At 60.3% G+C, this 17,823-nt stretch carries 11 protein-coding genes; 2 read left to right on the top strand and 9 right to left on the bottom strand.

Annotated elements, in window-relative coordinates:
- The first annotated feature begins 331 nt into the window (after window positions 1–331).
- On the top strand, window positions 332–4,687 hold the full coding sequence (locus tag IVB31_RS09705) for an RHS repeat protein (RefSeq protein WP_247321222.1): 4,356 nt from the start codon (window positions 332–334) through the stop codon (window positions 4,685–4,687).
- A 228-nt stretch (window positions 4,688–4,915) separates the two neighbouring features.
- Window positions 4,916–6,298: a hypothetical protein gene (locus IVB31_RS09700; RefSeq protein WP_247321220.1), complete on the top strand. Its 1,383-nt coding sequence runs from the start codon at window positions 4,916–4,918 to the stop codon at window positions 6,296–6,298.
- Window positions 6,299–6,308: 10 nt separating this feature from the next.
- Here the strand turns inward: IVB31_RS09700 and IVB31_RS09695 are convergent, their stop codons facing one another.
- From IVB31_RS09695 to IVB31_RS09655, 9 genes are all read right to left on the bottom strand, one after another.
- Complete coding sequence (locus IVB31_RS09695) at window positions 6,309–7,727, bottom strand: lipopolysaccharide biosynthesis protein (protein ID WP_247321217.1); 1,419 nt, start codon at window positions 7,725–7,727, stop codon at window positions 6,309–6,311.
- Window positions 7,728–7,777: 50 nt separating this feature from the next.
- Window positions 7,778–8,794: a glycosyltransferase family 2 protein gene (locus IVB31_RS09690; protein WP_247321215.1), complete on the bottom strand. Its 1,017-nt coding sequence runs from the start codon at window positions 8,792–8,794 to the stop codon at window positions 7,778–7,780.
- The gene (locus IVB31_RS09685; RefSeq protein ID WP_249803111.1) at window positions 8,791–9,987 is read right to left on the bottom strand and encodes a glycosyltransferase family 4 protein; all 1,197 of its coding nucleotides are present in this window, start codon (window positions 9,985–9,987) and stop codon (window positions 8,791–8,793) included. The genes IVB31_RS09690 and IVB31_RS09685 overlap by 4 nt, the downstream gene beginning before the upstream one ends.
- 54 nt (window positions 9,988–10,041) lie before the next feature.
- A complete protein-coding gene (locus tag IVB31_RS09680; protein WP_247321211.1) occupies window positions 10,042–11,118 on the bottom strand; it encodes an acyltransferase in 1,077 nt (358 codons plus the stop codon).
- Window positions 11,115–12,215 (bottom strand): acyltransferase, encoded by a 1,101-nt coding sequence (locus IVB31_RS09675; RefSeq protein WP_247321209.1) that lies wholly within the window; start codon window positions 12,213–12,215, stop codon window positions 11,115–11,117. The genes IVB31_RS09680 and IVB31_RS09675 overlap by 4 nt, the downstream gene beginning before the upstream one ends.
- A 92-nt stretch (window positions 12,216–12,307) precedes the next feature.
- Window positions 12,308–13,573: an acyltransferase gene (locus tag IVB31_RS09670; RefSeq protein WP_247321207.1), complete on the bottom strand. Its 1,266-nt coding sequence runs from the start codon at window positions 13,571–13,573 to the stop codon at window positions 12,308–12,310.
- 69 nt (window positions 13,574–13,642) lie between these two features.
- Window positions 13,643–14,854 carry a hypothetical protein gene (locus IVB31_RS09665; protein WP_247321205.1) on the bottom strand — a complete coding sequence of 404 codons (1,212 nt, stop codon included), beginning with the start codon at window positions 14,852–14,854 and terminating at the stop codon, window positions 13,643–13,645.
- A 317-nt stretch (window positions 14,855–15,171) separates the two neighbouring features.
- Window positions 15,172–16,287, bottom strand: coding sequence for an acyltransferase (locus IVB31_RS09660; protein WP_346730862.1), 1,116 nt, complete (start codon window positions 16,285–16,287; stop codon window positions 15,172–15,174).
- A gap of 106 nt (window positions 16,288–16,393) precedes the next feature.
- A complete protein-coding gene (locus IVB31_RS09655) occupies window positions 16,394–17,596 on the bottom strand; it encodes an acyltransferase (protein ID WP_247321201.1) in 1,203 nt (400 codons plus the stop codon).
- Between the last annotated feature and the right edge of the window lie 227 nt (window positions 17,597–17,823).

The raw sequence follows: 17,823 nt of genomic DNA, 5'->3' as shown, positions 1-17,823 counted from the left end.
TGTCGACCGACAATATCCTCCGCGATCGTCGCGACGCTGGTTTGCAACCTGCTAACAAATTCGCGCAATCCCCGTAGAACCCCGGGCTGTTGCCTACGCATCATGCAGCTTGCACAACAAACGTTGCAGGAAACCGCAACGCGCCTCTGTGGTGACATCGTTCACGCACACGGCTGACATCGACAGCGGTTAATCCCTTGCGCAAACGAGTCGACGAAACGAGTCGCGAGAAGAGTGCGCGATGTGTCGACTTTTACCTGAATAAAAAACCTGAAACACAAACGTCGAGGGTTACTGCTCGACGCAATTGAACTCACATGCAGAGCAGCAGATGACCACGTCTTCAGTTGATCAGACCCTTCATTCAACGAGTTCCTTCACTGGATCCATCGGCGTCAACACGCATGTCGCGTATTCCTGGGGAGGCTACAACAACCTCGCGCTCGTCGAGGACGATCTCAAATATCTCGGCGTCACCAAGTTGCGCGATGGACTCGCGACATCACCCGGAAGCCAGCCCGTCATGGAAGGGCTCGCCGCGGATGGTTACAAGTTCGACCTGATCGTGTCCTCGAACTTGCCGGCGTCCGGTTCCGCCGGCCTCGCGCAGTATCTCGCGAAGCTCGATAGCTTCGTGAAGGCCAATCCCGGAAGCCTGATCGCGGTTGAGGGCCTGAACGAAGCCAACACCCAGCCGTTCTCGTATAACGGAAGCACCGACGTGTCGGCGGCAGCAAAATTCCAGATGGCGCTCTACACGGCGATCAAGGGCGACGCCGCACTGTCGGGCGTGTCGGTCTACAATCTCTCGCTCGGCTATACGGACACCAACGACTACGCCAAGCTCGGCAATCTGTACTCTTACACCGACTACGCCAACTCCCACGCCTATGCCGGAACGTTCACGACTGCGGCCGCTGCCCTTGCGACCCACATCGGCGAGGCCACCTCGGTCGCCTCAGGAAAACCGGTCGTCATCACTGAGACCGGCTACAGCACGGTGAGCAGCGCGCCCTATCTCGGCGTCGACCAGACGGTCCAGGCCAAGTCGATCCTCAACACTCTGGTCGACGCCTTCAAAGACGGCGTCAGCACCACTTATATCTACGAGTTGCTCGACCACGATCCGACCGCGGCCAAGAACGATCCCGGCACGAACATGGGACTCTTCAATGCCGACGGAACCCCGAAACTGGCTGCAACCGCGATCCACAATCTGACGAGCATCCTCGCCGACGACGGCACCGGCGGTCATGCGCCGACCGCGCAGCTCGGTTACTCGTTGTCGGGGCTGCCTGCCTCGGGCAACAGCATGGTGCTGACCAAGAGCAATGGCGCCTACGACCTCGTGGTCTGGGCCGAGCCGAAGATCTGGGACGATGCGACGGACAGCGAGATTTCAGTCGCGACCCAGCCGGTCACCGTGAACCTCGGCGGCATTCATCATTCCGTGGTCGTCTACGATCCGATGAGCGGCACGGCGCCGATCGCGAGCTATACCGACGTCAGCCAGATCGTGCTCCCGCTCAGCGATCATCCTCTGATCATCGAGATCGACGCGCCGGCAAAGGCCGCGACTCCTCCCGAAAGCCTGGTCAACGTCAGCGACACGGCAGCCGACATCGTCGACCAACTGTCGGATTTGAATGCGTCGACCACGCTGAAGACGATCACCTTGACGGACACGCACGTCCTCCCTGTCGCGTCCGAAGCGACGATGAGCTACATCATCTCGCATTACGGGAATGCGCTGGCTGCGATCCAGGGCGGCTATTCGTTCTCCGTCACGACGTCGAGCAGCACCTGGAGCCTCACCAAGGTCTTCAATTCCGCCGGCACCCTGGCCTCGAGCACGACGACCAATTTCAGTAACGGGGTCGCGACCAGCAAGGCCACGGTCAACGCGGACGGATCGACCGACAGCTTCAGCTACAAGGCGGGCGTCGTCGTCCAGGAAGTCATCGTCAAGGCGGATGGTTCCAAGGAGACGAAGAGCTTCGGGACCGGTGGTGTGACCAACGACACGATCCAGAACAAGGACGGGTCTTCGTCGACCACGCTGTATACCGCCGGAGCCAAGACCGCCTCCTACGTCAACAACAAGGACGGGAGCCACGACAACACCTTCTACAACATCGTCGGAAAGACCTACGTCACGGAGACGCTGCACGTCGACGCGACCGGCAAGGTGACGTCTGACATCCGCAAGCATGCCGACGGCACGCTAGACTACAGCCAGGTGATGAACAGCGACGGCAGCAAGGTGACGACGCTGTACGATTCGGCCGGGCGCAAAACCACGATGTTCACGTCGACTGCGACCTCCACGACCACCGACAGTTTCAACACTTCGGGCAAGCTCGTGAAGGAGGTCGTGCAGAAGACCGACGGCTCGGTGACGACCACCAACTACAGCGGATCGCTGCCGACATCGATCTACATCGTCAATGCCGACGGATCGAAGGAATCCAAGCTGTATGATTCCAGCGGCCGGATGACCAACGATACCGTGACGCTGAACAACGGATCGACCTCGACCACGACCTATGTCGCCGGGGTCAAGACAGCGCTCTACGTCACCAACAGCGACGGCAGCCGCGACAACACGTTCTACAACATCACCGGAAAGACCTACGTCACCGAGACGCTTCATGTCGATGCGTCCGGCAAGGTGACCTCGGATATCCGCAAGCACGCCGATGGAACCCTGGACTACACCCAGGTGACCAACAGCGACGGCAGCAAGGTTACGACCTGGTACGATTCTGTCGGCCGCAAGACCGGCGCGATCACCAACACTTCAGCCGCGACGACGACCGATACGTTCGACACCTCAGGCAAGCTCGTCAAGGAGGTGGTGCAGAAAACCGACGGTTCCGTGACGACCACGAACTACAATGGCGCGCTCCTGACCTCGGCGTACATTCTCAACGCCAACGGCTCGAAGGAAACCAAGCTGTACGACTCTGCCGGTAAGCTTGCCAACGATACCGTCTACAACACCGACGGATCGACTTCGACGACCCTCTATTCCGCCAGCGTCAAGAACGTCCTCTATGTCAACAACGCCGACGGCACGCACGACAACACCTACTACAACATCGCCGGCAAGAGCTACGTCACCGAGACGTTCCACGTCGATGCCGCCGGCAAGGTGACGACCGACACCCGCAAGCATGCGGACGGCACCCTCGACTACACCCAAGTGATAAACAGTGACGGCAGCAAGGTGACCTCGCTGTATGACTCGGCCGGTCGCAAGACCGCCGTCACCACATCGACATCGACGACCACGACGACCGACACCTTCGATACTTCCGGCAAGCTCCTGAAGGACGTCGTTCAGAAGACCGACGGCTCGATCACGACCACCAACTACAACGGATCGCTGCTGGCATCCGTCTACATCGTCAACGCCAACGGCTCCAAGGAGAGCAAGCTCTACGACGGCAGTGGCAAGCTTGCGACCGACGCCTTGACCAACACGGATGGTTCATCGTCGACGACGACCTACACGGCCGGCGTCAAGGCGGCGCTCTACGTCACCAATACCGACGGTAGCCACGACAGCACTTTCTACAACATCACCGGAAAGTCCTATGTCACGGAAACGCAGCACAGCAACGCTTCCGGGGTCGTGACGGAGGTTGTCCGGTCGCATGCCGACGGCTCGCTCGACTACAAGCAGGTGATCAACAGCGACGGAAGCAAGATCACCGATACGTATGACAGCACCGGTCACAAACTGAACGAGGTGCAGTCGCACGCCGATGGATCTGGCGTGACCGACACCTACAATACGTCGGGAGCTCTCACGCAGGAAATCGCCAAAGCGGCAAACGGCGACACGACGACGACCAACTATTCGGGTGGCAACCCGTCCTCGATCTACGTCACACACACCGACGGCTGGAAGGAGACGAAGCTGTTCGATTCCGGCGGCACCCTTGCCAACGACACCGTCTACAACACCGACGGATCGACCTCGACGACCGTGTATTCGGCCGGCGTCAAGACCGCTGCTTACGTCACCAACGCCGACGGCACCCACGACAACTCGTTCTTCAATATTAGCGGCAAGACCTATGTCACCGAGTACCAGCACACCAACTCGGCCGGGACGGTGCTTACGGATACCAGGCTACATGCCGACGGCACCTTCGACTACACCCAGGTGACCGGCAGCGACGGCACCAAGACCACGGACGTCTACGACAGCACCGGTGTGAAGACGTCGGAGGTCATCAAGTACGCCGACGGCAGCGCCGATCTGTTCAACTTCGCCGTCGCCGGCAAGCCGGGCGCGATCGAGCACGACAGCCGCGATGCCAACTGGACGCTGCTCAAGATCGACATGCAGAATGCCGACGGAACGCATAGTGTGACCGCCGTCGCCGCCGGCCAGACGTTGCAAGGCTCGGCTAACAAGGACCTGTTCATGGTGTCGCCGGGGTCGACCAGCATCGTCTATGATCACGGCAGCGACACGATCGCGGGATTCCACGCCGGGACGGCCGCCAACCATGACGTCATCGAGATCTCGAAATCGCTGGTCGCGGACTACGGCCATCTGCAGATGACCCAGAGCGGCTCCAGTACCGTGATCCAGATCTCGGCGACCGATTCGATCGTCCTGCAGAGCGTCAACCTGACCAATCTCGACCACGGCAACTTCCTCTTCGTCTGAGGCCCGGTTTCCGGGACGGACGCAGTCAGAACCGATAACCCAGGGCGGCAGTCTTGCCGCCCTGGTTTTTTATGCCCGCCGGCTCGACCGCGCGACGTTGATTACGGCCGCGCCTCATGTTCTAAGGGAGAGCATTGCGGCCCGCACAGGCGATGATTGTGCGCCGATCGCGCCGTCAGCGGACAGGCGGCCGGGCCGTCCAGAGAAAGGCCGGAAGCCGTCAAACTCATGGTTCGACTTCTTGCCCTCTCCAGTTATTTCTATCAAAGCTTCGCTGCGATTCTGCTGATCTTCGCGCTCGGCTATCTGCTCGATCCGGCGCAGTACACGACATATTCCCTGATGATTGCCGTCAGCCAGTTTGCCGCGGTGGTCGCGTTCGAATGGATTCAGCTTGCCGGCCAGCGCTTTCTGTCCTCGAGCACCGGCGACGAGGCGGCTCGGCTGCGGTCGTCCCTGTTCAGCGCGCTTGCGCTCAGCGCCCTCGCGCTGGCTGTCGTCGCAGGCTTTGGCGCGCTCGCCCGGGCGGAATTGGCGAGCCTGATCGGGCTCGGCCTCGCCGTCACGGTCGTTCAGGGGGCAACGGACCTCCACTACATGACGATCCGTGTCTCCGGCCGGCTGGCGCCTGCTTCGGTCCTCATGATCTGCCGCGCCACACTTCTGCTGCTGGGCGCCGTCGCTGGTGCGCAATTGTACGGGACTGCGGAATCGGCATTGCTCGGTCTCCTCGCAGGCCACCTCTCCGGATTGGCCGCGGGGTCGATCGTCGACCCCAAGCTGCTGGGCTGGTCTCCCCGGCAGACCAGGCGTTCGGATCTGTCGGGATTCGCCCGCTACGGCATGCTCGCCTCGGGTGCGTCCGTGGTCCATCTCTCGGCCCCGATTCTGATCCGCTTCCTGATCATCGGCCGTTTCGGCGTTGCTTCCAGCTCCAGCGCCGGATTCTCGATGGCACTCGATCTCCTGCAGCGGCCGTTCTCCGTGCTGCTTTCCGCCATCCACACCATCAGCTATCCCGACGTCGTGTCACGATTCGACAATGATACAAGGGCGTCCGCGCGGGAAGCAGCGACGGACCTGTTCGATCTCGCGATTTGTTCGACGGCGATCATGCTTGGGGGATTGATCGCGTTCATACCGGACGCCGCCAGGCTCTTCGTTCCACCCGCGCTGGCGCCGAGCTTCATCGCGGTGACGCCGAGTATCGCGATTTTCTATTTCCTGCATACGCATTTGCAGGCGACGCTGGCGCTCATCCCTCATTTGGAAAAGGCGGCCATGCGGCTCATTGTCGTTGCAGCCTGCCAGCTCGCGCTCATCGGGGCGTTCATCCTCGTCGGCGGAGCGGCCGGCCTCGGCGCGACAGCGACCCTTTTGTGCGCGGGACTTGCCACAGGAGTGGCGATTGGCTTCGCAAGCGGCCCCACGATCCGTTTCGGCGCCTACCCAAGACCCGGCCTCGCGCTGTCCGCAATCGTCGGCGCGACACTCATCGCGGCCCTCGTCCTGCTGCCGTCGGAGCCGCTACTGTGGCTGCTGGCAAAAGCGGCGGCAGCCGCATTCGTCACTGTAGCAATTGCATGGACCGGCGATCTGCTGAAACTGTAGATCGGGGCGATCAGGAGGCCGGCTCGGGCCGGCGCGTGCGCGTCGACACAGCGGCCCGCACGGTGCGCCACAGGCTCTGATCCAGCGCGAGGATAGCCGGCGCGTAAATCGCGAATCCGACCACGCTCATGATCGCCAGGATCGCGATCGGATGCAGCGACATCAGATGAGGCCGCAGCAGCGCGAGCGCGCCCGCCATGATGATCGTTGCCGCGGCCGGATACATCACCGCGGTCAACGTTCGCCCGAAGGGAACCCCCACCCAGGCGTTGACCGCGAACAGGATCACCGGGGTGGCAAGCAGCATCCTGACAACGTTGCCGACCGCAGCTCCTTCGACGCCGTATTGCGCAGCGATCACCCCCACGGTCATGCTGAGCGCAAATTCGAACAGATTGATCAGCAGGACTTCCCACATCCGGCCGATGGCCATCAGTATGTTCGTCTTGTACCAGATGAGCGGGACGAAGAGCGCAATCTGCGTCAGGATCTGCATGGGCAGGATACTGGCCTGCCACTTTGCACCGAACATGAGGGTGAGCAGTTCCGGCGCGACGAGCGCGGCGCCGACGAACAGCGGATAGAGGAAAGCGGCCGTCATACTGACGAGCTGGAGATAGGCATCGATCAGGGCCGGGCGATCGTTCTGCAGGCGTGACAGCGAAGTCAGCGTGACCGTCGTCACGGGCCGGATCGAGAGCTCGAGCAGAAGGTCGATGCCGCGCCACGCAATTCGCAGATAGCCGAGGCCCTGGGCGCCGACAAAATAGCCGACGATCAGGTCCAGCACCCGCTGGTTTCCCGAGCCAAGCAACGAGGACAACGCCACGGCGATTCCGCTTTTCAACTGGGCAATTGCAATTCGTGGGCGGAATCTCAGCGACGGCCACCAGCGCGTTGCCACGATCATCGCCGCGGTGAACCAGACGTAGTAGATGAGACGCTGCGCCACGAGGCTGAACACGCCGAAGCCCGTGAACGCCATCACCATGGCAACGACACCACTGACGACCGTGGCCGAAACGTTGCGTGCAGCCAGCGCGCGGAAGCCGAACGAGCGGCGCAGTTTCGCTTCATAGACCGTGCCGGCGGCGAACAGCAGCGACATCGGAGCCAGCCACTGCATGACGGGCTTCAACTCAGCCACACCGAAAAGATCGGCGAGATTTTGCGCCGTCAGGAACATGACGACAGTCAACAGCAGACCGAACCCGAAACTGCTCCAGAATGCCGTATCGAGCTCCTCCTCGGAGGTCTCCGCGCGCTGGACCAGGACCTCGGTCAGGCCCGCCCGGCCGATCAGGTTCGAAATGTCGATGAACGCCGTGGCGATGCCGACGACACCGAACGCTTCCGGTCCCAACAGTCGTGCCAGGATCATAAAGAGGACGAACTGAAACAGCGTCTGCCCTCCGGAGCCGATGACCATCCAGAGCACGCCGACGCCAGTTCGCTTCATCAGACCGGATTGTTCGCTCATCAGACCTTGCCGCCCAGCTTTGCAAGCCGGTCTTTTCTTCGCCGCAGCAGCATGTGCACGGAGAACGCCCATGCCGGTCGGGTCTTCACCAACTCCAGCAGCGCGACCACGACCTGCTTCTGATGCACCAGGTCCCGCGCGCGCTCATGCGCGTTCAGTCCGATCGCCTGGGCGCGCCGCTCGCGCAACAGCCGCTTGTGGACGGGTGACAGACGCTGCTCATGCCGTGAGACCAGCAGATCGACCCCCGTCACGACCTGCATACGGTCAACCTTCGTTCGCGTCAGCGCCGACTGCTGCTTCGAAATCTTGCCCATGCGCTGGGTGTACACGTAACCGGATTCGGACGTGAGCCCGGCCCGCGCGCCCGCCAGGAGACACTCGGAATAGAAGAAGAAATCCTCGCTGTCGCGAAGGGTTTCCGGATAGGCAAGGCCGTGCTCGACGATGAACGATCGCCTGAAAACGAATTTGAGAAGCGCGTATTGGAACACGTCCCGCCCGCTGAAATCATGCAGCGGCGGGCGGAACATCGAGGCGCGCAGGAAGCCGGCGAGATCGAGACGGTTGAACCCGGGGCTCAGTCGCTGATCGCCGAATTCGACATCGGCTTCGCTGTCGTAATACGTGATGTCATCGGCGATCATATCGAGCGATTCCGTCTCGGCGAGCCCGGTCAGCCCCGCGAGACGATCCGGCTTGTAGGCATCGTCCGCATCCAGGATCGCCAGCCAAATGCCCCGCGCCTCGGTGAATCCCCGGTTGCGGGCTTTCGACGGGCCGCCGTTCTTCTCCTGATTGACCAGACGAATACGACCATCCTTGGCGGCAAGGCCGGCGACGACGGCAACGGTGTCGTCCGTCGAGCAGTCATTGACGACGATGATCTCGAAATCCTGTTCGGTCTGCGCCTGAACCGAGGCGATCGCACGCCCGATGCTGCGCGACGCGTTGTAGGCCGGAATGACGACCGAGACGCGGGGACCTTGCGGGGCCGGTGTGGTTTGCGAAATCATGATTCTCCTGCCACGATCTTGGCGCCCGAGGGGGCGTGATGCGCGGCCTTTTCAGGCTGATACGTCAGTTCGGCGCAGCGCTGCCAGGAGAACGTCTGCGCCCAAATCCTGGCGGCCGAACCGAACCTCGCCACCTCCTCCTGCCTGTCCAGAAGGCCCTCGAGCAGGCTGGCCAGTTTCTCCGGCGAGCGGTCCCCCAGGAGAACGCCCGTCTCCCCGTCGAGGACCACCTCAGGCACACCGCCATTCGGCGCGGCGACGCTCGGAAGCGATTGTGCCGCCGCTTCAAGGTAGGCCAGCCCAAATCCCTCGACCTTTTCCGGATTGGGTTCAGCCAGCATGCAGAACAGCCAGGCCGAGGCATAGAAGTTCCGGACGTCGTCATTCGAGACTGCGCCGGCGAATACGACGGGCACGCCGCTCGCCTCCGCGAGCCGCTTCAGGTCGTCCTGGTAAGCCAGATCCAGCGCCTTGCCGACGATGACGTAGCCGAGTTGATCCTTGGCATGAGGAGGCAGCAGGGCAAGTGCCTGCAGCAAATGCCGGTGGCCCTTGCGGACATCGAGCCGCGCCACGGTCAGCAGCAATTTCCGATTCTTCGGCACGCCGTGCCGGTCCAGGGTGTCGGACGCGCCGACAGCCGGGTTGAACCAGAACGGATCGACGCCGAGCAGTGTGACCGCCGTCCGACGCGGCGACGCGAGATAAGGGTGATATTGCAGAACGAGGTCTTCGGTGAACCGGCTGTTGGCCACGACATAGTCGGCTCCCCGCAGGTAGGAGCGGCCGAACAGCAATCCGGCCGCGCGCGACTTCGCCAGAAGAAGGACGTCGGTGCCGTGCATCATGGCGACGATGCGTCGGCGTATGAAGAGCCGCATCCACGGGATCATCATCACGAACGGCCAGTCCGCGGCGTGGATGATATCGAACGTCCATGGCTTGGCACCGACCAGCGCGAGCAACAGGCGCGGCAAGGCCCGGGTCGCGTAGACACCGCCGGCGAAGCGACGCACGGTGAAGGGATAGAGCCGGTCCTCGTCCGAATTGTCCTTGCCGAAGTCGGGCGCGAGTATCTCCACGGTGTGTCCCTGGGCGACGGCAGCCTTTGCCGTCTCCACGCAATAGGTACCGACACCGCCGCGGAAGGGCGGAAACTCATGGGTCAGGACAAGAATACGCAAATCATGCATCCTTCAACCGGATACCAAGCCACTGTTGCAGGCATCTGACTGGCGTGGCTTCGATCAGGCACGCTGTTGAACTTTCGTCTGCTCGACGTCCCATCGCTTGCTCAGGAACCGATCGATGGCGCTGCGAAGGCGGACCTCGATGATCTCGTAGCTGAGCGTGGACGCAATTATGGTAAGCGTGAGACCCAATACAACGAATCCTCCCCACACCAGCCAGAGATTCACGCCGTTCTCCGCGAGCTTCTTGCCGACGATCTGCAAGGGGAAGAGCACGAAGGGATGCACGAGATACATGCTGTAGCTGATCTTGCCGGCGAACTGCAGGGCATGGGCGCTCAGCAAATGCGCGAATCCCGACTCCGGCGTCAAGACGACTGCGAACAACAAAAACCCCGGGATCAGCGCGACCCAAACACTGACATATTCCATCAGGCCGAACATGAGCGCAAAGCTGGCGATCGCCACGATCAATCCCAGCCAGCCCTTCACTGGCAGCCGTAACGACATGAGGCCGAAGAGAATGCCGATGCCGAAGAAGGCGGTATTGGGACGGTAGCCCACGGCAGCCACAGCGACCAACCCGAGCGCGACGATCGCCCATCGGTTCTGTGCGCGGTAGGCGACAAAGATCGCGGCAAACCAGATATAGAAGGCCCACTCGTAGGACAGCGTCCAGGCGTTCTGCTGGGCAATCGGAAGTCCGAGCGCATCGGGAAGGAAGAACAGATTGACGAGGAACAGCTCGACATAGGTTCCGACGTCGATTCCCTTGAAGAACTTGTAACCGGCGATCGGACCGAGCGTGAACACGACCATGTGGAGCACGAGGAAGACCGGAACAATACGCAGGCAGCGGTCGTACATGAAGGTCGAGACCCTGCCGTGCCGAACAAGGCTCGCCGGAATCAGAAAGCCGCTGATCATGAAGAACAGCTCGACGCCGTGACCGCCGGTGTCGAACACCTTGTAAAGCCAGCCCGGCAATGTCGGCAGAAATCCGGCGAGCATCGGCATCGCATAGAGATGCGCCACGACCACCGTCAGCGCCGCCAGGCCGCGCAGGCCCTGAATCGATGGGAAAAAGCCCGCCCGTGGCGCGCCTGATGCGTCGGACTTCGTTGCCTCGATCATGCCACGCCCTGCTCCGGCAACGGCATGGCCTCGGCGCCGCCGCTCCGACGCGAGCGATAGTTACGACCGTAGGCGATGGCGGGCTTCTCGACCGCGTAATAACTGACCCAGGACAGTAGAATCGTGACCGAAAACACGCCGACCGCGAACAATATCCATTGCGACAGATAGCTGCCGGCACCGAAATAGTGCACCGCCAGCGCCAGCACGTAGACCTGCATCAGATACACCGAATAGCTGATCCTGCCGATGAAGGAGAGACCGCGCCACGCGAGCTTGTCGCCATACCACGCGAAGATGACGAAAGTGACGCCGGCGGCGACATAGGCCGATGCGATCGAATAGCTGTAGAAGAAATTGCCTTGGTAGTCCCCGCCATACAAGCGCTTGAAAATCACCATGGCGAACGCGCTGTAGAGGCCGAGACACACCGCCACGTGCCACCATCGCAGCTTCCGCCCCATGACCGTGTCGCGGGTGATTTTCCCGATCAGCATCGCGTCGAGATTGAGCACGACCTCCAGCAGGCGCGAGACCATCCGCTGCTCAAACAGCATCGGCAGGATGATGCCGGCACACGAGATCGCGACGACGATCGCGAACACGGCCGTGCTTTGGCGGAGCAGGCCCGTGACGAAGAGGACCACGCAGCCGATGTAGAAGATCAATTCGATCGCAAGCGTCCAGTGCGCCACCACCATATTGGGCAGCCCGATCACGTTCTGGAACATCGTCAGGTTGACCAACACCTGCCAGGCGGGAAAGACCTTGGCCTCCGCAGTGGGCAGGATCGCGAGCGCCAGGATGATGGACAACCAGTACATTGGATAAAGCCGGAAGAAACGGCTGATGGCGAAGTCGCGAACTGGCGCGGCACTATCGGGAAAGCTGTAAGGAACGACGAAGCCGCTGACGAAGAAGAACAGCACGACGCCGAAGCGACCGAAATTGAAATAGTACCCGATCAGGCCATGCAGCATGCCCTCGGCCGCGCCGGTTTGCCCCGTGAGCACGATCTGTTCCAGCACGTGCTGGAACAGCACGCAGAGAACGGCGACACCGCGCAACGTGTCTATGAACGCAAGGCGCTTGTGCATGGTCTCTGTTCCAAGCGAGTTCGACAATGATCGCAAGATGACAGGTCCCCCTGCCTTCACCGACCGTCATTGCCTGATGAACGGCAATAGGGTCAGTCGAAGGACTGCTGGTATTTCGGCCGACCGGAGAAACGGAGAAACATCACCCTGAAACCGACGACGACGAGCGCGCAGACGACGACCCAGGGGAACATCGAGCGAAGACGCACGCCGGTCTCGAACAACCCGCTGGTCACGAAGAGAAGCACTCCATACACCGCCAGCAGAACGAACGGCACGGCCATCTGCACGAATGTCAGTTCCGTCGCGGCGACCGGTAATTTGTACAAGCTCTTTCTCCACGACAGCGCCGGCTTCTCGATGAACCACCAGGATATCGCCGCGACCAAGCACGTCGCGGGCAGACAAAAGAGGATGTTCCAATAGAACTCACGATGCTCGGTGAAGAAATGCGCGTAGGTTTGCTGGATCGGATAGGCGTACAGATAGATTCCATAGGAATAGTCGCCGGTTGAGAACGGCTTCGGAACGAAGATCGGAACGCATCCGACAAAAACAATGACGTAAGCCAGGCACAGCAGCGAGAGATAGATCAGCACTGGCGTCTTGATGAAAAGACATCCGACGACGATGCTGACGACAAGCAGGTCCCATCGGAACGGAATGTACTCACGCCAAAGATAGATCAGATTTCCGAAAGCGAACGACATCAGAAGAAAGCGCGCAAATACGACGCCGGTGTCGGCCCGGTCAACGCCACTTTGCGAGTCCGCGGCGAGGCATATGACGAGGAGAACAATCGCGGAAATCGTGACGCCAGTTCGCTTGAGGCGCAGCGCCATCAGCAGACCCAGATACACGTAGCACATCAGCTCCGGAGCAATCGTCCAAAGCGACAGGTTGACCCTGTCAGGGTCGGGATTGTCGGCAAACACGCCCGGCAACGTGTAGTTCACGAATCCGAACAAGCTTCCGAAGTACCTGAAAAACTTCGGATCACTGTAATAGCTCGCCAACGGCAGCGTCGTGAGCAGACTGCCCAGCATCAAGGCGGAGATCAGGATTTCGACCGAGAGCGCCGGAACAATTCTCAGAGCGCGGAGGCCAAGGAAGCCGCGAAGATTGTTTGATCTTTCGAAACTGCCCATGACCAGGAACCCGCTCAACGCAAAGAACATGGGCATCAAGGCGCTCAATGGCGCAGAGAAAAGGCCGTTCCAGATCTTCGTTTCCGCCGCGTGACCATATGACGTCACCACGCTGTGCCAACAAAGGATGGAAATCGAAAGAACCAGACGCGCCGCGTCAAATCCGGGACCTTGGCCCTTGTAGCGATCAAGCTGCTCGCGCAATGTCATCCGTTTGCATCCCTCGGCACTGCGGCCACTTCCATTTGCTGCGCGTACAGAACGCGCTGGTTCGTCCACTCAGCCCGCGTCATGAACCGCCGACAAGCGCGGCTCGGGCGGAACGACAAGCTCGCGCTTCCCGCCGCCCTGGAACAGTCTTGTCGCCTTTCTTGAGAAGACCTCGCTGAAGCCCAGCGCGATTACGAGGAGACCGGTCGCCGGACCATAGCTGAGCACGGTGATCGTGAAGATGTTCGTCACGAACACGAGCGACAGCTTGTAGACGTCCGTGACGATCAGGGTCGACCTGAACACCATCCACATGAAGATGACGAAGGGGAAACCGAACATCACGTAGGTGCCGATGTAGAAATTATCGACCGGAACCCAATAGTCGGTGAGATTCGAGAACAGTTGCTGCGGATAGTTGAAGCAGCCTACTCCGCATCCGGTGATGATCCCGACCGGCATCAGTTGGCTCAAATAGACGAACGGCAACTGCCAGCTGTTGTTGATGCGATCCTGAAGACTGAAGAAGAAGCCCTTCGTGCCCGGCGACAGATTGACGCCGGTGAACAGGATGATCAGCGCGATCGGCACCAGGATCGACGCATAGGACCACAGGGTGAACGAACGGAGCGTGTTCAACCTCTTCTCGTATGGAAGAGACCGAACGAAGATCATCGCGACCAGGTACACGAACAGAACCCCCATCGCGGTCTTGCTCGTCGTCAGGCGGATCGCATAGATCGAGATGCCTCCCATGACAATGCACCACGGGACGCTCCTGCGGATTGACGTCATGACGTAGGCGACCAGGATGAAATAGGCCGCCATGGTGCTGTCGGCGGCAAAGCCCGCCAGCCGCTGTTCCTGGAACGACCACCACAATCGCCCTGCTTCGCGCGTCGCTCCAAACGACTCGTATTTGAAGCCGACCCACGGCATCGACCAATATTTGGAAAGAAAGATTCCGAACAGGCTCAGGTAGAGCGTCGCCGTGACGACCGTCAGTGTCTTGCGAAAGTCTCCGAGATTCCTTTCAGCGAAACAAAAGCCCACGAACAGCGGAAAGATCATCTTGACCGACGACATCAGCGCCGTCGCGCTGCCGAGGAACAAGAAGCCGATGAAAAGCGAAAGGCAGATTTGCCCGAACACGAGGAGCGCCATGATGCTCCCGTTGTCGATGATGCATCGCTTGATGAACAACGCGATGCAGACGATCGCCACGAAGTCGGGCGAAAACCACAGGACCTCGAGATGGAGTTTCGCGAAGTAGAACTTCATCGCGCCGGCAAACGCGTCGCGAACGACGTAGAGGCAAAACGCGATTGCCTCGAGTGAGAACCCGATAGGTAGAGGAGTATCTCGTGCGTTCGATGTCACGCTGTTCGCCATTCAATTAGAGATTCGCAATTGGAGATTCGCAACGAAACGGCTGCCCTCGAAAGCAGCCGCATCCTCACCAGATCGCGTCAGAGCCCGACAGATTGGCCGGCGCTCCAAAGGCGCCCCTATTGCATTGCAACATACCGGCAAAGCTCAGCAATTTCAACGTTAAACACTCCTGCAGGGTCTCGGACGGCATCATCAAAAAGCCCCCTTCATCGATCCGCGGAGGAGAGCTGGCGTGCCAGCTCCTGTGGGTTGTGTTCCCTTGCACGGACGCCGTCCGCGAACTGTCCAGGCGATTGCCGCGCGGGCACGCGATTGCGTCTAGAACCCTTCAGCAGCGGTTTCTCGACAAGCAGGTGAACGGCCATTCCAAGGGCGACCGTCACCGCCGCCATCGCCACAAAAAGCACCTGCAGCGGCAGCCCCTTGAAGAAGCCGGTCGCCACAATGAATTTTGCCAACACCGAAAGCACGGTGAAGTGAACGAGGTAGAGGCTGTAGGACGCGTCTCCGATTTTTGCGAGCCATTGCGGAAATTCCAATGCGCCACGGCGCTCGGCCTCGATCGCAGCCAATATGATCATGCCCGCGCCCACGCCGTACAACCACTGCGTAGGCCCGGCCTCAAGTCCGATTGAGTTCACGCGATTGACGGCCGCCACTGCAAAGATTCCGACCCCGAGCAAGAGCGTCGGCGTCAGCGGCAGATTGAACTTTCCGGAACTCCACACCTGTCGGACGATCATGCCGGTTAGGAACAGAACGGGATATGGCGAACAGAGAATCGTCCACTTCGCGGGCACGGTCTCTCCGATGGAGTAGACCGCAGCCAACAGCCACAGCCCACCGAGCAGGACGCCCAGGGCCCTGCTGAAGATCGCGGCGCTGAATATTGCGTAGAACGCAATCTCGAAACAAAGCGTCCAGGAGACGACGATTATCTTCTGATCCGGAATCAAGCCCGACGCGGGCAGCAGCGAGAACTCGAGCGCGATTCGGCTCCAATCGACGTCCCCTTTGGTCAGCAACAGGGGGATCAGAACCGCGCAGAAGACCACCCAATAGAGCGGATAGATGCGCAGCGCGCGCCGCCAGATATAGTTCCAAAAACGAGCGGGCGAACCGACGTCGCGCGAATGCGCGTCCAGAATGATGAAGCCGCTCAAGACGAAAAAGAAATCAACGCCCGAATCCAGGAACTTCGGTACGTCGCCGAAGGGGGTGGCGCCCCAATAGGCCGGCACGCGAAAGATGACCGACGTATGATAGACGACGACCATCAGGGCAGCCAGTCCGCGTCCGCACTGGAGCGAACGCAATGTCACTCGAGATTGAGACAAACTTACTTTCCCTCTCCGAGCCCAGCTTTGTTGGCCCCAACTATGATCTGCCCGAGGTTTGCCGGAGTTTTTGGCAAATCCGACGTCGACCTCACGTGGAACGGGTCGCGGGTGCGCCGGCAAAGAACCGATTGTCTTGCAACCAGCGCCGGACAAGCTTGCCACCCTGAAGTTCGACCCGACGATAGGTGAAATCCGACGCCACCAGCACCACCGTGATCAAGACGAACAGGTTCAACGTCGCCGGCAGACCGGGATAAATCGACTCGAGCCAGGCGATCGGCCGATGTCCAAATGCCCTGAGGCCGTATTCGGCGAGCAGGATGACGAATGCGTGCACCATGTAGATCGAATAGGAGCGCTTACCAACCCAAACCAGAGGCTTCATCACCAGCAGGCGTGGCAGGACGGCGGCGTCCGGAAATGCCAGCAGAGATCCCAGGAAAAACGCAAATGTCAGCGGCGCGAGGTAACTGATCCAGGGCCAGGCCTCAATGAAGCAGACGTTGACCAGGGCAACGACCAGCGCAGCGAACTGAATAGCACCTTTGGCCGCCGGGCTGATCGCGCGCGGCACGTAGGACACCGCCTTCACCGTCAGCACGCCGAGAAAGAAGCTCGTAAAGCAGCGCAGAATGCCGAAATCGTACTGCGCGCCGATTTCCTCCCTGCCGATCCACACCGCAAGCGCCAGCCAGCTCGCGACGACAAGCACCGCCGCCGAAACATAGAGCCATCGAAGCGAGCCAAGCCGCTGCGCGCCGAGCACGATCAATCCGAACACCAGGTAGGTATAAAACTCGACGCTGATGCTCCAGCTCGGCGCATTCCAGTTCAGGTAGTCGAGGAAACCGAGCGAATGCAGCAGAAACACGTTCAAAACGAACGAATACGCATTGTTGACCTCGAACGCCGCCGGCATTGCAGCGATGATGCCGACGCTAACGAGACTAATCCGCAGCAGCCGGAAGAGAAGCAGGGCGATCAACATGACAAAGTGAAGCGGATAGATGCGGGCAAAGCGGCGCACCATGAATTCGCGCAAGGAGAACCGCCCGAAATCCGATTGCACATAGCTCATCGACATGACCATGCCGCTGAGAACGAAGAAGAGATCGACGAGAAAACCTCCAGCACGAAAATACGAGCACTCGATCCACGGAGGCGTGCTGAAAGCAGCGAGAAAGGTCGGCATCCGTATCACGTGATGCACAACCACCGTGACCGCGGCTATGCCGCGAATGCTATCCAGCGACAGGACGTGTTCTTTTTCTTGGTGAACCTGCGTCGCCACGGCTACTCCGAGAATTTCTTGCGCTGCAGCATCGACTTCTAAAGGGCGTTACGCGCGTTGACAACGCCGAAAAACGGGCTCGCCTGCGCGGATTTCGCGCATCTGCTCATCGCCTGGCAACCATCAGATTAACTTTGTCGGCGACGCCGGCATTTGGCCCGACAATCGCTTGTGTCCCGGCGCTTCGACGGCGCATTTCCGACGCATTCGCCTTGAACGCGTGATGT

It is taken from the genome of Bradyrhizobium sp. 21 (assembly GCF_023073335.1).
GTDB lineage: Bacteria > Pseudomonadota > Alphaproteobacteria > Rhizobiales > Xanthobacteraceae > Bradyrhizobium.
Note: the sequence above shows the minus strand (reverse complement) of the source record. Positions and strands in the feature narration are given on the sequence as shown.

Coding starts and splice junctions, on each gene's coding strand:
- IVB31_RS09685 (WP_249803111.1), bottom strand. CDS start 9,987: ATGCATGATTTGCGTATTCTTGTCCTGACCCATGAGTTTCCGCCCTTC.
- IVB31_RS09670 (WP_247321207.1), bottom strand. CDS start 13,573: ATGACATTGCGCGAGCAGCTTGATCGCTACAAGGGCCAAGGTCCCGGA.
- IVB31_RS09665 (WP_247321205.1), bottom strand. CDS start 14,854: ATGAAGTTCTACTTCGCGAAACTCCATCTCGAGGTCCTGTGGTTTTCG.
- IVB31_RS09675 (WP_247321209.1), bottom strand. CDS start 12,215: ATGCACAAGCGCCTTGCGTTCATAGACACGTTGCGCGGTGTCGCCGTT.
- IVB31_RS09680 (WP_247321211.1), bottom strand. CDS start 11,118: ATGATCGAGGCAACGAAGTCCGACGCATCAGGCGCGCCACGGGCGGGC.
- IVB31_RS09700 (WP_247321220.1), top strand. CDS start 4,916: ATGGTTCGACTTCTTGCCCTCTCCAGTTATTTCTATCAAAGCTTCGCT.
- IVB31_RS09705 (WP_247321222.1), top strand. CDS start 332: ATGACCACGTCTTCAGTTGATCAGACCCTTCATTCAACGAGTTCCTTC.
- IVB31_RS09695 (WP_247321217.1), bottom strand. CDS start 7,727: ATGGTCATCGGCTCCGGAGGGCAGACGCTGTTTCAGTTCGTCCTCTTT.
- IVB31_RS09690 (WP_247321215.1), bottom strand. CDS start 8,794: ATGATTTCGCAAACCACACCGGCCCCGCAAGGTCCCCGCGTCTCGGTC.